At 54.6% G+C, this 14,456-nt stretch carries 14 protein-coding genes; 3 read left to right on the forward strand and 11 right to left on the reverse strand.

All coding sequences use genetic code 11. The annotated features are described in order from the left end of the window. Window positions 1–37 precede the first annotated feature (37 nt). The 3 genes from treC (at window position 38) to nrdG (ending at window position 4,861) form a co-directional block, all read left to right on the forward strand. A complete protein-coding gene (treC, locus tag NMD08_RS22785) occupies window positions 38–1,690 on the forward strand; it encodes an alpha,alpha-phosphotrehalase (RefSeq protein ID WP_370619139.1) in 1,653 nt (550 codons plus the stop codon). 408 nt (window positions 1,691–2,098) lie between these two features. Further along, window positions 2,099–4,237, forward strand: coding sequence for an anaerobic ribonucleoside-triphosphate reductase (nrdD, locus tag NMD08_RS22790; protein WP_151217433.1), 2,139 nt, complete (start codon window positions 2,099–2,101; stop codon window positions 4,235–4,237). A gap of 159 nt (window positions 4,238–4,396) precedes the next feature. Further along, window positions 4,397–4,861, forward strand: a complete 465-nt coding sequence (gene nrdG / locus NMD08_RS22795; RefSeq protein ID WP_151217431.1) for an anaerobic ribonucleoside-triphosphate reductase-activating protein — start codon at window positions 4,397–4,399, stop codon at window positions 4,859–4,861. 33 nt (window positions 4,862–4,894) lie between these two features. Here the strand turns inward: nrdG and NMD08_RS22800 are convergent, their stop codons facing one another. The 11 genes from NMD08_RS22800 to pmbA form a co-directional block, all read right to left on the reverse strand. Further along, window positions 4,895–6,808, reverse strand: coding sequence for a BglG family transcription antiterminator (locus NMD08_RS22800; RefSeq protein WP_151217429.1), 1,914 nt, complete (start codon window positions 6,806–6,808; stop codon window positions 4,895–4,897). Window positions 6,809–6,829: 21 nt separating this feature from the next. Further along, a complete protein-coding gene (locus NMD08_RS22805; protein ID WP_151217427.1) occupies window positions 6,830–7,570 on the reverse strand; it encodes a KDGP aldolase family protein in 741 nt (246 codons plus the stop codon). Then, on the reverse strand, window positions 7,567–8,685 hold the full coding sequence (locus NMD08_RS22810) for a DgaE family pyridoxal phosphate-dependent ammonia lyase (protein ID WP_151217425.1): 1,119 nt from the start codon (window positions 8,683–8,685) through the stop codon (window positions 7,567–7,569). Before NMD08_RS22810 ends, NMD08_RS22805 begins: the two co-directional genes overlap by 4 nt. Continuing rightward, window positions 8,669–9,802: an amidohydrolase/deacetylase family metallohydrolase gene (locus tag NMD08_RS22815; protein ID WP_210904370.1), complete on the reverse strand. Its 1,134-nt coding sequence runs from the start codon at window positions 9,800–9,802 to the stop codon at window positions 8,669–8,671. Before NMD08_RS22815 ends, NMD08_RS22810 begins: the two co-directional genes overlap by 17 nt. A 58-nt stretch (window positions 9,803–9,860) precedes the next feature. Next, on the reverse strand, window positions 9,861–10,505 hold the full coding sequence (locus NMD08_RS22820; RefSeq protein WP_003830379.1) for a DUF4310 family protein: 645 nt from the start codon (window positions 10,503–10,505) through the stop codon (window positions 9,861–9,863). Window positions 10,506–10,516: 11 nt separating this feature from the next. Continuing rightward, window positions 10,517–11,293: a DUF4311 domain-containing protein gene (locus NMD08_RS22825; protein WP_151217421.1), complete on the reverse strand. Its 777-nt coding sequence runs from the start codon at window positions 11,291–11,293 to the stop codon at window positions 10,517–10,519. 22 nt (window positions 11,294–11,315) lie between these two features. After that, the gene (locus NMD08_RS22830) at window positions 11,316–11,615 is read right to left on the reverse strand and encodes a DUF4312 family protein (RefSeq protein ID WP_038636649.1); all 300 of its coding nucleotides are present in this window, start codon (window positions 11,613–11,615) and stop codon (window positions 11,316–11,318) included. 2 nt (window positions 11,616–11,617) lie between these two features. Then, the gene (locus NMD08_RS22835) at window positions 11,618–11,980 is read right to left on the reverse strand and encodes an SFCGS family glycine-rich protein (protein WP_103675660.1); all 363 of its coding nucleotides are present in this window, start codon (window positions 11,978–11,980) and stop codon (window positions 11,618–11,620) included. A 10-nt stretch (window positions 11,981–11,990) separates the two neighbouring features. Then, a complete protein-coding gene (locus NMD08_RS22840; protein WP_016151467.1) occupies window positions 11,991–12,299 on the reverse strand; it encodes a PRD domain-containing protein in 309 nt (102 codons plus the stop codon). A gap of 330 nt (window positions 12,300–12,629) precedes the next feature. Next, the gene (cybC, locus tag NMD08_RS22845) at window positions 12,630–13,016 is read right to left on the reverse strand and encodes a cytochrome b562 (protein WP_151217419.1); all 387 of its coding nucleotides are present in this window, start codon (window positions 13,014–13,016) and stop codon (window positions 12,630–12,632) included. Window positions 13,017–13,063: 47 nt separating this feature from the next. Further along, window positions 13,064–14,416, reverse strand: a complete 1,353-nt coding sequence (gene pmbA / locus NMD08_RS22850; protein WP_003830385.1) for a metalloprotease PmbA — start codon at window positions 14,414–14,416, stop codon at window positions 13,064–13,066. Window positions 14,417–14,456: the final 40 nt, after the last annotated feature.

Below are 14,456 nucleotides of genomic sequence, written 5' to 3' on the forward strand. Positions count from 1 at the left end.
GCGCAGTTGCGCCCCAACGTATTTCCAGGAAACAACCATGACTATTCCCCACTGGTGGCAAAACGGCGTTATCTATCAGGTTTACCCCAAGAGTTTTCAGGATACCACCGGCAGCGGCACCGGCGATTTACGCGGCGTGACGCAGCGTCTCGACTATCTACAAAAACTGGGCGTTGATGCCATCTGGCTGACGCCGTTCTATGTTTCACCGCAGGTTGATAACGGCTACGACGTCGCGGATTACCTGTCTGTCGATCCGGCCTACGGTACGCTGGAAGACTTTGACGAACTGGTGGCACAGGCGAAAGCGCGCGGCATCCGTATTATTCTCGATATGGTGTTTAACCACACCTCAACCCAGCACGCCTGGTTTCGCAAAGCGCTGGATAAAGACAGCCCGTATCGTCAGTTTTATCTCTGGCGCGACGGCACGCCAGACAGCCCGCCGAATAACTGGCGCTCCAAATTTGGCGGTAGCGCCTGGGGCTGGCACGCCGCAAGCGAGCAGTATTATCTGCACCTCTTCGCTCCGGAGCAGGCAGACCTGAACTGGGAGAACCCGGCGGTCCGCGCCGAGCTAAAAAAAGTCTGTGAGTTCTGGGCCGATCGCGGCGTGGACGGCTTGCGACTCGACGTGGTGAATCTTATCTCTAAAGATCAGGACTTCCCGAATGATCCCGACGGCGATGGGCGGCGTTTTTATACCGATGGCCCGCGCGCGCATGCGTTTTTACGCGAGATGAACCACGACGTCTTCACGCCACGCGGCCTGATGACGGTGGGCGAGATGTCTTCCACCACGCTGGAAAACTGCCAGCAGTACGCCGCGCTCGATGGCAGTGAACTGTCGATGACCTTTAACTTTCACCACCTGAAAGTGGATTACCCCAATGGTGAGAAGTGGACGTTAGCCAAACCCGACTATGTGGCGCTGAAAACTCTGTTCCGCCACTGGCAACAGGGCATGCATAATCAAGCGTGGAACGCATTGTTCTGGTGTAACCACGACCAGCCACGCATCGTGTCGCGTTTTGGCGATGAAGGTAAATACCGTGTCCCAGCAGCTAAAATGCTGGCGATGGTGCTGCATGGCATGCAGGGCACGCCCTATATCTATCAGGGTGAAGAGATCGGCATGACCAACCCGCACTTCCGCCAGATTACCGATTATCGCGATGTAGAAAGCCATAACATGTTTGCCGAACTGAACGGTCAGGGGCGAGATGCCGACGAATTGCTGGCGATCCTCGCCAGTAAATCCCGCGATAACAGCCGCACGCCGATGCAGTGGGATGCCAGCCAACACGCGGGCTTTACCGAGGGCGAGCCATGGATCAATCTGTGTGACAACGCGGCGGAGATCAACGTGGCGGCAGCGCTGAGCAATGCCGACTCAGTATTCTACACCTATCAGAAGCTGATCGCATTGCGCAAAGCGGAGCCAGTTATTACCTGGGGCGACTATCAGGATCTGTTACCGGACAGCCCGCATCTGTGGTGTTACCAACGCGAGTGGCAAGGGCAGCGGCTGCTGGTCATTGCCAATCTGAGCGATACCTTTCAGAGCTGGCAGCCAGCCCAGACCGATGGAAACTGGCAGGTGCTGATGCACAACTATGCCGAGGTCGCCAGCCAACCTGGGGACATGACACTGCTTCCTTTTGAGGCCGTCTGGTGGTTGCAAAAATAGCTTGCAATTGGCGTCAGGCCCGGTTCATGTAGTGTTGCCGGGCTTCACTGCTGACACTACGTTTACCCTACTGTTTTTGTTGAATAATTAATCAGAATTTTCTGCCTACAATTTACAATCGCTGTACTGCCCGTCATCTGTACGCTCCGATTTTTACTTTGCGCTACATCAAATAAATCGTAAACATCCTTGATGCAAATCACTACATATAGAACTTAAAATGCACGCCGACCCAACATGTTGTATTAATCGACTACAATTGCTACAACTACAATGCACCGTTTAACGGAGAAATTGTGGATAAAGTGGGTCAGGATTGCGGGAAGTCATTGGCAATAGAGATGAATAAAGCCATGGCCGCTTCCCCAACCTCTGTGGATAACCTGTTCTTATAAATATGGAGTGATCATGACACCGCATGTGATGAAACGAGATGGCTGTAAAGTGCCGTTTAAATCAGAGCGCATCAAAGAAGCCATTCTGCGTGCAGCTAAAGCAGCGGGAGTCGATGACGCAGATTACTGTGCCACCGTCGCAGAAGTCGTTAGTAGCCAGATGAATGAGCGCAGCAAGGTCGATATCAACGAGATCCAGACAGCGGTAGAAAACCAGCTGATGTCTGGCCCGTACAAACAACTCGCCCGCGCGTACATCGAATATCGCCACGACCGTGATATCCAGCGTGAAAAACGTGGCCGTCTGAACCAGGAAATTCGTGGTCTGGTTGAGCAAACCAACTCCGCACTGCTGAATGAAAACGCCAACAAAGACAGTAAAGTGATCCCAACCCAGCGCGACCTGCTGGCCGGTATCGTTGCCAAACACTATGCACGTCAGCACCTGCTGCCGCGCGATGTGGTTCAGGCGCACGAGCGTGGTGATATTCACTATCACGACCTCGATTACTCGCCGTTCTTCCCGATGTTCAACTGCATGCTGATCGACCTCAAAGGCATGCTGACGCAGGGCTTTAAGATGGGTAACGCGGAGATTGAGCCGCCAAAATCCATCTCTACCGCGACCGCCGTGACCGCGCAAATTATCGCGCAGGTTGCCAGCCACATTTATGGCGGCACCACCATTAACCGTATTGATGAAGTCCTCGCGCCGTTCGTTACCGAGAGCTTTAATAAGCATCGTAAAACCGCTGAAGAGTGGCAGATCCCGGATGCCGACGGCTATGCACATTCTCGTACCGAGAAAGAGTGCTACGACGCATTCCAGTCCCTTGAGTATGAAGTGAACACCTTGCATACCGCCAACGGCCAGACGCCGTTCGTCACTTTTGGTTTTGGTCTGGGAACCAGCTGGGAATCACGTTTGATCCAGCAATCTATTCTGCGTAATCGCATTGCGGGCCTCGGTAAAAATCGCAAAACCGCGGTGTTCCCGAAACTGGTGTTCGCGATTCGTGACGGTCTGAACCATAAGTTTGGCGATCCGAACTACGACATCAAACAGCTTGCGCTGGAGTGCGCAAGCAAGCGCATGTATCCGGATATCCTGAACTACGATCAGGTAGTGAAAGTGACCGGTTCGTTCAAAACACCGATGGGCTGTCGCAGCTTCCTCGGCGTGTGGGAAAATGAGAACGGCGAACAGATTCACGACGGGCGTAACAACCTCGGCGTTATCAGCCTCAACCTGCCGCGTATCGCGCTGGAAGCACACGGTGATGAAGCCACCTTCTGGAAACTGCTTGACGATCGCCTGGTGCTGGCGCGTAAAGCGCTGATGACCCGCATTGCGCGTCTGGAAGGCGTGAAAGCTCGCGTGGCACCAATTCTGTATATGGAAGGGGCCTGCGGCGTGCGTCTGAAAGCGGACGATGACGTGTCAGAAATCTTTAAAAATGGCCGCGCGTCTATCTCGCTGGGTTACATCGGTATTCACGAAACCATTAACGCGCTGTTTGGTGACAAACATCTGTACGACAGCGAGGAGCTGCGCGCCAAGGGTATCGCCATTGTGGAACGTCTGCGTAAGGCCGTTGATCAGTGGAAAAACGAGACCGGCTACGGCTTCAGCCTGTACAGCACGCCGAGCGAAAACCTGTGCGATCGTTTCTGCCGTCTGGATACCGCCGAGTTTGGCGTGGTGCCGGGCGTCACCGACAAAGGTTACTACACCAACAGCTTCCACCTCGACGTGGAGAAGAAGGTTAACCCGTACGACAAGATCGATTTCGAAGCGCCGTATCCGCCGCTGGCGAGTGGAGGCTTCATTTGCTACGGCGAATACCCGAATATTCAGCACAACCTGAAAGCGCTGGAAGATGTCTGGGATTACAGCTATCAGCACGTGCCGTATTACGGCACCAACACGCCAATCGATGAATGCTACGAGTGCGGCTTTACCGGTGAGTTCGAATGCACCAGCAAAGGCTTCACTTGCCCGAAATGTGGTAACCACGACGCCGCGCGCGTGTCGGTCACCCGCCGCGTCTGCGGTTATTTAGGCAGCCCGGACGCCCGTCCGTTTAACGCCGGTAAGCAGGAAGAAGTGAAGCGCCGCGTTAAGCATTTAGGTAATGGGCAGATAGGTTAATTTCGGCAGTATTATTGCCTGGCGATGCGACGCTTTTCGCAAAGCAATTGGCGCCAGGACAAGGCGGCAAGCAAGTGAATCCCGGGGAATTTACATAAGTAAGTGACCCGGGTGAGCGAGCGCAGACAACGCAGTAATGGCGTCAATTGAGAAGCGAAAATGAACTTTCACCAATATTACCCCGTCGACATCGTTAACGGCCCCGGAACCCGCTGTACGCTGTTTGTTTCCGGATGCGTGCATGAATGCCCCGGCTGCTATAACAAAAGCACCTGGCGGCTCAATTCCGGCCAGCCGTTTAGCAAAGAGATGGAAGACAAGATCATTGCCGATCTGAACGATACGCGAATCAAGCGCCAGGGGATCTCGCTCTCAGGCGGCGATCCGCTGCATCCGCAAAACGTGCCGGATATCCTGAAACTGGTACAGCGCATTCGCGCTGAGTGCCCTGGGAAAGATATCTGGGTGTGGACCGGCTACAAGCTCGATGAACTCAACGCCGCGCAAATGCAGGTTGTCGACCTCATCAACGTGCTGGTCGATGGCAAATACGTGCTGGATCTCAAAGACCCGGCGCTAATCTGGCGCGGCAGCAGCAACCAGGTCGTACATCGTTTGCGTTAATTTTCAGGCGATAAACGTTCTGTTATCCACCTCTCAAAAACGGCTCACGCACTCCATGGCGACGGTTTTGAACTCGCTGAAATTCTGACATGCGCAGAGCCGCGTCATGGCGCGCTCGCGCAGGAAGGTGACGAAAATATCGTAGATCGCCATCGCTTCTTCGTACTCGCTTTTACTGATGGCGAGGAGGAAGATCACGTGCGCCGTTTCATCGCCCCAGGCAATACCCTGCGGAGCGAGGATAGTGTAGACCACCGTTTTCTTTGCCAGCAGACCGAGGGCGTGCGGCAACGCGATGCCGTCGCCCAGCATCGTACTGACGATGGCCTCACGTTCAACCACCGAATCAAGAAACTCTGCATCGACAAAGCCTTCATTCTGCAACTGCCGACATAGCGTGGTGAACAGCGTTTGTTGATCCATAGGACCGTCGATCACACGAAAATGGGCGGCATCGAAAAATTTATTCAGCATCCACGGACGAGTTCTGTCCACCAGCACCAGTTTGCCAATTTGCTCCAGTTGATAATCGGTCGGGAACGGCGCAATCATCGCTACAGGCTTATCTTTTTCCCCGATCCGCGCGGTAGAGATAACAAAATCTTCGCTAATGCTTTCCCGCTGTTCGTAGTCACGCAGCGTGACGGTATCGACAATTTCTATCTGCGGATACTTACGCGCCAGCACCGCTTCAATCATCCGCGCCATCGCGTTTCCGGCATCGCATACCAGCAGAACTTTCGGCTGTCTCTGGTAACCGATGTTGTAACTACGTTCCAATCCAACGCCAATATGCAGGACCAGAAAGCCAATCTCATTTTCACTGATGGCATATGGCGTATATTTCCCCCATCCCGAGACGGCGGCCAGCGTCATATCCCACGCCATAGGATAGTGCTGTTTAATATTTTCCAGCAGCGGATTGGGGATCATTATCTGGTAACGTACGCGGGTGATCATCGTCTTAATATGCGTCAGCAGATCGGCATGTAACTGTTTGTCATTCAACAGGTTGTAGTTGTACTGCGTGTTGATAAAACGCAGGATGTAATTAACCAGCGCTTCGTCATCATCCGCATTGATGGCGCTGGGGGCGATCTCTTGTACCTGACGGGCGGCGATGTGCACCTGTAGCCAGTTCTCTTCGAAAACAGAAAGCGGTTTGTCTGCCAGTCGGTGCAGGACCGCCGCAATCTCACGCGCGGCAAGGCATACCGATTGATCCGTTTCTTCTGCGGCAAACTCCGGCAATGGATACCCTTCGCTAATCCGCCGTACCGCTACTGCGCTGTACAACCGCAAAAATAGCTCGCCCTCATCGGTCAGGCGAATATGAAAACGAGCAAAAATATCCTGTAAAACGGGCTGTAGCTGCTCAGGGATCCCGGCATTCAGCGCCTCTTGCATCACTAATGGGTGCTGCGGATCCTGCTGCGCCAGCGTCCACAGCAGATCGGTCAGACAGGCGCGGATCGCCATCTCGCTGCCAAACAGCTTCATGCCGTGACGGGGGCGCGTTTCCAGCGTGAGATGATAACGTTGCAGATGTTCACGTACCTCAGCCATATCGTTTTGCAGCGTCGCACGGCTGATAAACCATTCATCAGCCAAATCTTCAAGCTTTAGCGAGAAGGCCGACGTCAGAAAACGAACCACCAGCCAGTGTATCCGTTCCTGGCTGGTTCGCGGGATGCGCAGCAACCCATCAGGCTGCTGCGTTTGCAGGGTATGATAACTTGCCGGATCGTCAATTTTGAGCTGATAACCGTTGCCCCGGCTGAGGACAAACTGCGCGCCGTACTGGGTGAGCAGCGCGTTTAGCGCAGTGATGTCAGCTCGTACGGTGCGTGTGGAAACCGACAACCGCTGCGCCAGCTCGTCCTGTGGAAGCGCTTCGTTTTGCAGCATGCCAAACAGCTGCGCTAAACGTTGGTTGGGGAATCGCACGTCAGTCTCCTCATCTGTCAGTTAGCCTACGCAAGCCCGGGTCATCGCCATCAACTGGCGCACGTCATCCGGGCGGGTGTTACCACTCACCTTATCAATAATCGAACTATAGATGTGAGGAATGATTTTGCTCACTCCGGCATCCAGAGCGATCTGCAGGATTTCAGTGAAATTATCCAGATCGATACCCCCGGTAGGCTCCAGCCAGAAGTCATGCCGGGCACAGGCCTGCGCTACGGCAATGTACTCATCACGGCATTTCAGGCCGCCCATCGGGAAGTATTTAATCGAGCTACCACCCATATCTTTGAGCAACGCAATCGCGGTTTCTACCGGTACAATACCGTCCGATGTCTGGCTGCTCAGCGGACCGGTGGAGATTTTCACCATCCCCGGCGTACCCGTTGGCGAGACCAGACCGTTGACTACCGTCTCCTGCTGGCCCAACAGCGCACGACTGGTTGCCACACCGGTAAAGACTTGATTAACATGCTGCGGCTGTACCTGACGAGAGATCTCACTGACCATCGCCGACTGGTTTGGGTCGCCTGCCCCCAATCCCACGGAGAGCGCATTGTCGATAAGCGCTGCGTATTCACGCATATCCGCGACCGCGCTTGCGACATCCGGATAATTTTTTGACAACACGCCGACCAGCACGTGTCCTTCCGCTGCCGCGTAAATATCCCGCGCATTTTCTTTGGAGCCTGCCAGCACGTTCAGGCAGACGCGGTCGCGATAAAAGTTAGGGGTCAGTTTCATGCGTTTTTCTCCTGTGAAATCACTTCACCAATTCGACGGGCCACAATTTCCAGTTGCGCGCGATCGACGCTGCGCACATCGGCCTCGATAATGCCTTCGTTGGCTTTGTAACCACGGAAGTAAATCGCGTACTCGCCTTGTTTCAGGGCTTCAACCAGTTCGCCCGTGGCGATACCGGTTACCGCTTCGTCAAACTTAATTTCCGTACGGGCGATGTCGCGCCCAGCGCCATCCCACACCACGCGGGCACTGACGCCATTAAAGGTATTCAGCGCATTAATGAACGGCGTCATTTTCTCGACCATCTCCGCGCCACTCTCTTTTTGCGCGTTCAGATACAGTTCGATAGCGCAGGTCAGGCCAAGAATACCCTCTTTGCCCACCTTCATCGCCCGGCCAATCCCCGCCGTCTGGCGCTTCACCCACTCAACGTACTGGGTTTTGCCGATCACCAGACCGCTGGTTGGCCCTTCAATCGCCTTTGCGCCGCTGTAAATCACCAGGTCCGCACCAAGGCGGTAGTAGCACTGCAAATCTTCTTCCGCCGCTGCGTCCACAATCAGCGGCAGATTATGCGTGCGCGCCACCACCGCGGCCTGCTCCACGCTGAGCATACTTTTCTGTACACAGTGGTGAGATTTGATATAAAGAATCGCCGCCGTGCGCGGCGTAATGGCCGCCGCCAGCTGTGCCGCGGAACATTCATTGGCATAGCCCGCTTCCACCAGCTTACCGCCGCCGAGCGCCACCATAGTGCCTACCGGTGCGCCAAAGTTGACGTTGTGGCCTCTGGGCAGCACGATTTCGTTGTTCTCGATGGGCGTAACGTGCAGATTTTCCAGCAGCCAGTCGCTATCTTTAACCAGCACCGCAGCCACCGACTGGGCGATTCCCGCCGACGCGCAGGAAACGACTGTCGCCCCTTCCACTTCCAGTAATTTCGCGATGTAGTCGCCGGTTTTATTGACCAGATCTTTCATTTCGAAGTACTGATTCATTCCCGCCATCGCGACCTGAACCACTTCTGGTCGCGGCGTGGAGACGCCAAGTGCCGTCATACGGCCTGATGTGTTAATTACCTGTTTTAAATCGTATTTCTCAAAAATCGAAGGCATGTTCCGCGCTCCCTTGTTCGGTCATATAGCCCTTGCCCGCACGTATTGCGGCAAGCGGCACCAGCAGTTGTTCAGCCTGCAGGCTGTCGTTTTCTGCATCTACCAGCACGGTTGGCTGGCGCTTAAGCGTAAAGAGGGTCAAATCAGCATCCAGACCAACCTGCAGTCGCCCTTTCTGTTTCAGACGCAGGCCGTCAGCGGCATTGGCGGTCACGCACTCGATGACCTGCGGGAGCGACATCCCAATGGCGAGAAATTTCGACATCACATTCGCCAGGGAATACACAGGACCGCTGATACGGTTGCGGCAATAAATATCGGAGCTGATGGTGTGCGGCAAAATGCCAAGACCGATAGCGCGTTTTGCCACCGCAAAGCTCAGGCTGGCGGTGCCGTGGCCAACGTCCAGACGGACTCCACGTTGCAGCGCCCGCGTGACAGATGCGCGCAGCTCGCCTTGCGGCGTCAGAATGCGGTTCGGCTTACCGTTGTAGCAGTGGGTAATAATGTCGCCCGCACTCAGGCGTTCGGCGATCTCATCGAGATTCGGCGGGTTGTTGCCGATGTGCACCATCAGCGGCAGGTCGCCATTCTCTTTTTGCATCTCTTTGGCACGATCCAGCGGGGTGATGCCGTTTTCACCGACCACGCTGCTGCTCATGCGTGCCTTCAGGCCGACGATAAAATCAGGATAGCGTTTCACTGCCTGCCGCACCGCATCGGCGTCAATATTGGCCATGTTAGCCAGCTCATTCTGGGCAATAAGCCCAACACGGGAGATGTTCAGCAGCGCATACACTTCAGTCGTCGCTTCCCGGGTCAAGGTGTAAAAATCGTCGATATCATCCGCCCCGGTACTGCCCGCATCCACGACCGTGGTGACGCCAGTCGCAATACCGACGCTGTCCGGCTGGTCGTGATAAATCGGGGATTTCGGGTAACAGTGAACGTGGGAATCAATCCAGCCTGCGCTGACGTAGCACTCGCCGCCGAGCTCAATGGTTTTCAGCGCTGGGCCATCAACGTTGCCCAACGCCGCAATTTTGCCGTCTTTCAGCGCAATATCGCTCACCGTATCGTCAACGAGGCGCGCACGGCGCAGGAGTAAATCAAACATCGCTCTCTCCTTTGCCGGATGGCGGCGTAACCGCCTTATCCGGCCTACAAATCAACAGTTAGCTAATGGCAATCGGGAAGATTGAACCGAGGATCATTGCCCCAAGGATCGCCCCGCCGGTGATCGGTTTTTGCCACAGGTAAAACAGCAGCGCACCTGCCAGCGAACCGATGCCGATAGGGATAGAAGCGGTCATCGCGCTGAGGATAATCAATGGCCCGAGGAAGCGGCCAGAGGCGTTACCGGCCCCCATCATGACGTCCGCCCCGTAGGTTGAATCGCTCTGATTGATGGTGAACTTACGCGCCAGGATGATGATGTAGCCAATCGCCAGGCCAATCACCAGGCCGGTGACCAGAGAGGCGGCGAAGTTGGCGACCGGGAAGATAATGCCCGCGCCCAGCAACAGCGCCGGAACACCTAACCCGACTCCGGTCTGAATCGCGCCGCCGATATCCAGAATCCCCACCAGCGAACCTTCAATGATGCGGGCAAACAGGAAGCTTGCGCCAAATGCCGCCACCGCTCCGTAAGAGCCGGTGTCCATTCCCGCCTTTAGCATCGCCACAAAAGCGACTTCGTTAAATGCGCCGATACCGTACAGGTAGTACATGTGCGTTCCGGCAAATACGCCAGAGGAGAGCAGGCCAACGAAGATCGGGAACGACCAGTCAGCGAACCAAAAACCTTTATTCTGTTCCATGATGGCCTCCGTTATTTGCCGCTGAGTGAGTTATGGATAAGTTCCAACCAGCCAGGCACAGTCAGATGGAAGGATTCGATCATCTTCATATCGAAGCCGCGGAAGAAGCCGCTCAGGACAAACAGTGCAACAATAGCCACCATCATGACTTTGGTAACGTGGTTCCAGCCGCTTTCTTCCACGCCTTTACCGATCAAAATACCAAGGACCAGACCCGGGACGGCGTTGCCCATAATCAGTTGCGCCGCGCCGCCAAAAACGGTGGCCCAGAAACCTGATTTCTTACCGGCATCGATCGCCGCCAGCCAGAAAATCACTGGCATCACGGTGTTAACCAGCAGGTTAGCCGCAGGCACCAGTACCTTGACGGCAGTAACTTGCAGCGCTTCCGGTACGGATGACGCGGTGAGGTTCAGGAAGGTCACGACAATCATCCCGATAACGCCACAGGCAATCGCCATGCGTTTGGGATCGTGCAGCGTTTCGCCGACGTTGCGGTTTTTAACCATCAGCGCGGCGGCGCCCCAGTTGGGGATGATGCGATGGTCAACGTCCTGCGTGAACGCTCCCGCCGCAACGGAAGAAGCCCAGGCGTTAAAGAAGAAGCCCAGGCCGAACGAGAAGTGAGAAGCCGGATCCCCTTCACAGGAATTCAGTTCTCCCAGAGTACGAAACGCGCCCATCCCTTGAGTGGTAGGCGCATGAAACATGCGTGCAGCCCCAGCGCCGACACCGACGCCAACCAGGCCACCAATGATGAGCGATTTTATTAATATTATCAGGAACATATTTATGCCTTTTAATAAAGAATCAGCGTTGCGTAACGAAATCCACCTTGTCGAGATTGATGGCAGTCACGTTGACGGTCACATCCAGCTCCACGCTGAAGGTGCGTCTTTCCCGGCGCAGAAAGAGAAATAAAAACGCCTCTTTGCGCACCGTTTCACGCGCTTGAACAACCTGCACATCCTGTGGCTCAATACGCAGTAAGATATGCGGCGACGCTTTCATCACCGCAGCCTGAACGTGGTTCAGGGCGTCGGCAAAGGCGCGCGCTTTTGCCTCGCCCTTGCCAGTGACTCTCACCGTGGTGGTGAATTGCTCTTTCATGCTTAAGCGCCGTGTTTCTTTTGCCACGCCTGAACCAGGCGTTCACCGAGCTCTTCTTTGTCCATAAAACCGAACCCCAGCACGTTGCAACCTTCGTTGATGGCGGTGACGCCTTCATCAACCGAGCGCATGCCGTATTTCGCCTTGTAGCCGTATTTGTTCTGCGCGGTAATTGCCCCCGCCCCACCGCTGCCGCAAAACGAGATACCAAAGGTGGCGTTTTCCGCTTTCATTACGTCACCCAGCTTCATGTCAGCCGCAACGCCTGGTACCACAACCGCACGGCCACCCGCTTTCTCAACGCCTGCCGCCACTTTCTGGCCTTTACCCAGACGATCGCCAATCACTACGGTAATCTGTTCCATCTTTTGCTCCTTAAAGGTTGTCTTTTGCGACTTCGAAGTGCACCGACAGCAGCCAGGCCTCTTCCTCAGGAAGGTTGCCAAACTCGGCAACCACGTCGCGGGCAAGCGCCATTGATTCGGCAGAAATTTCATCAAACAAGCTGGCATCGACTTCAGGTAAGGGTTCACCCGTTACCGAGCGGTGCGCCATGGCGCGAACATGCGACGTCAGCATCTGTTCCTGTACAGCGTTGGGAATAATGTGGCGTTCACGCAGCAAGGCATACACCTGTGCCAGCATGCGGTCGGCCAGTTCCACCGATTCCCCCATGTCATTCATTACAGCTCCGTTATTCACTCGTCTTACCCCACTAATGGCTCTGGGGATAAATTAGCGGTGGGGGTTAAAAGTTTGTAGCGAGTTGTTTTCCACTTCGAAGTGGAAAGGGGGTCAGCGTTAGTGATCTGCGCCGCAAAATGGGTCGGGTTCACGATTTATCACTGGAAGAATGTGATTGAGATCGCAAGAGTGAGCCGAAAAATGGACGGCGATACGAACAATGAATGGACGATAAAAATGAAAAAATGTGATGGGTATAGCGTTTACTTATGGGGTGTTGTGACGCAGCGTCTTATCCGGCCCACGGTTATGCAGGCCGGATAGCGTAGATTAGCGGAACTTCTTGTGGTTTTCGTTGCGCGTGGTTTTCATGTCTTCCGCAACGGCTTTCGCCTCTTTGACTTTACCTTCGTTCGCCAGCTTAAGCGCGCCATCAATCTGACCGATCAGTGTGTCAAAACCGTGGCGGAAATCCTTCATCTCCGGGCTGTCCGGGGATTTGCTTTCCAGCTTCGGCGGTGTTCCTTTTTGAGCGTCCAGCGCGGCTGCACGCATTTTGGTTAACGCATCTTTCAGTTCAGTCGCATTATCCGTTTTTTCGACGATCTTCAGGTTGTCGTTGAGGATCCCCATGTCATCTTCGAGATCGGCTGCAAACGCAGAAGAACCAAGAACCAGCGTTGAAGCCGCGACGATCGCTAACAGGTGTTTACGCATTGCTCACTTCCTTTTTTATTATTAAAAAATTTACGCCTTAACGAGTATCATTGCCCGGCGATTTTCATCTCCGGTAACAATACCGAACCACACTGAATATTACTGCGCGTTTCAATATCGTTCCCTACGGTCACAATATTGCGCCACATCTCTTTTAAGTTCCCGGCGATGGTAATTTCACTCACCGGATACTGAATTTCGCCGTTTTCGACCCAGAAGCCCGCCGCACCGCGCGAGTAATCCCCGGTAATGCCGCTTACGCCCTGGCCCATCAGCTCGGTAACCACAAGGCCTGTACCCATCTCTTTGAGTAGCTGCTCGAAGCTTAGACCTTGTCCCGGAATTCGCCAGTTGTGGATCCCCCCCGCATGCCCGGTGCTCTTCAGCCCCAGCTTACGTGCGGAATAGTTGGTCAACAGCCATTGAGTCAGCACGCCGTCTTTAATGATGTCGCGGCGTTCAGTCCGTACCCCTTCACTGTCGAACGGCGATGACGCCAGTCCCTTCAGCAGGTGCGGATGTTCTTCAATAGTCAGCCATTCCGGCAGAATTTGTTTGCCCAGCGAATCCAGCAGGAAGGTGGATTTGCGGTACACCGAACCACCGGCGATCGCGCCAACCAGGTGTCCGAACAGTCCGGTCGCCACTTCGTTGGCGAAAATCACCGGCGCTTTCATGGTGGAAAGCTTACGCGGCGACAAACGAGATAAGGTACGGCGAGCACAGTCTGCCCCCACCCACTCCGGCGTTTGCAGATCGCCCATCGCCCGACCAATGGTGTAGGCGTAATCGCGTTCCATATCGCCATTTTCTTCCGCGATCACACAGCTGGAAAGGGAATGACGAGTGGAGCAGTAGCCCTGCAGCATGCCGTGGCTGTTGCCAAATACTTTGATGCCATAGTGGCTGTTAAAGCTGCCGCCTTCGGTATTGGTGATACGCTTATCAGCCTGCAGCGCCGCCTGTTCAGCGCGGGCAGCCAATTCGATAGCTTCGTCAGGCGAGACTTCCGCTGGGTGGAACAGATCCAGATCGGGCGCATCAAAGGCCAGTAATTCTTTATCTGCAACGCCCGCGCACGGGTCCGGTGAGGTGTAACGCGCAATATCCAGCGCAGCCTGCACGGTACGGGCAATCGCCTGCGGACTTAAATCGGTGGACGATGCGCTGCCCTTACGGTTCTGGTGATAAACCGTAATCCCCAACGCGCCATCGCTATTGAATTCTACGTTCTCCACTTCACCATAACGGGTGCTGACGCTAATACCCGTGGTCTTGCTTACAGCGACTTCCGCGCCATCCGACTTACCTGACGCTAATTCCAGTGCCGTCGAGACCGCTTCTTCCAGAATCTTACGCTGCGCTTCAACTTGTGAGATTACTTTCATCGCAAATGCCATAATGTAGAGAGAGTTTCTCTGAAGTCTAACAGAGAACCGT

Source organism: Citrobacter meridianamericanus (assembly GCF_041320245.1).
GTDB classification, from domain to species: Bacteria; Pseudomonadota; Gammaproteobacteria; order Enterobacterales; family Enterobacteriaceae; genus Citrobacter; species Citrobacter meridianamericanus.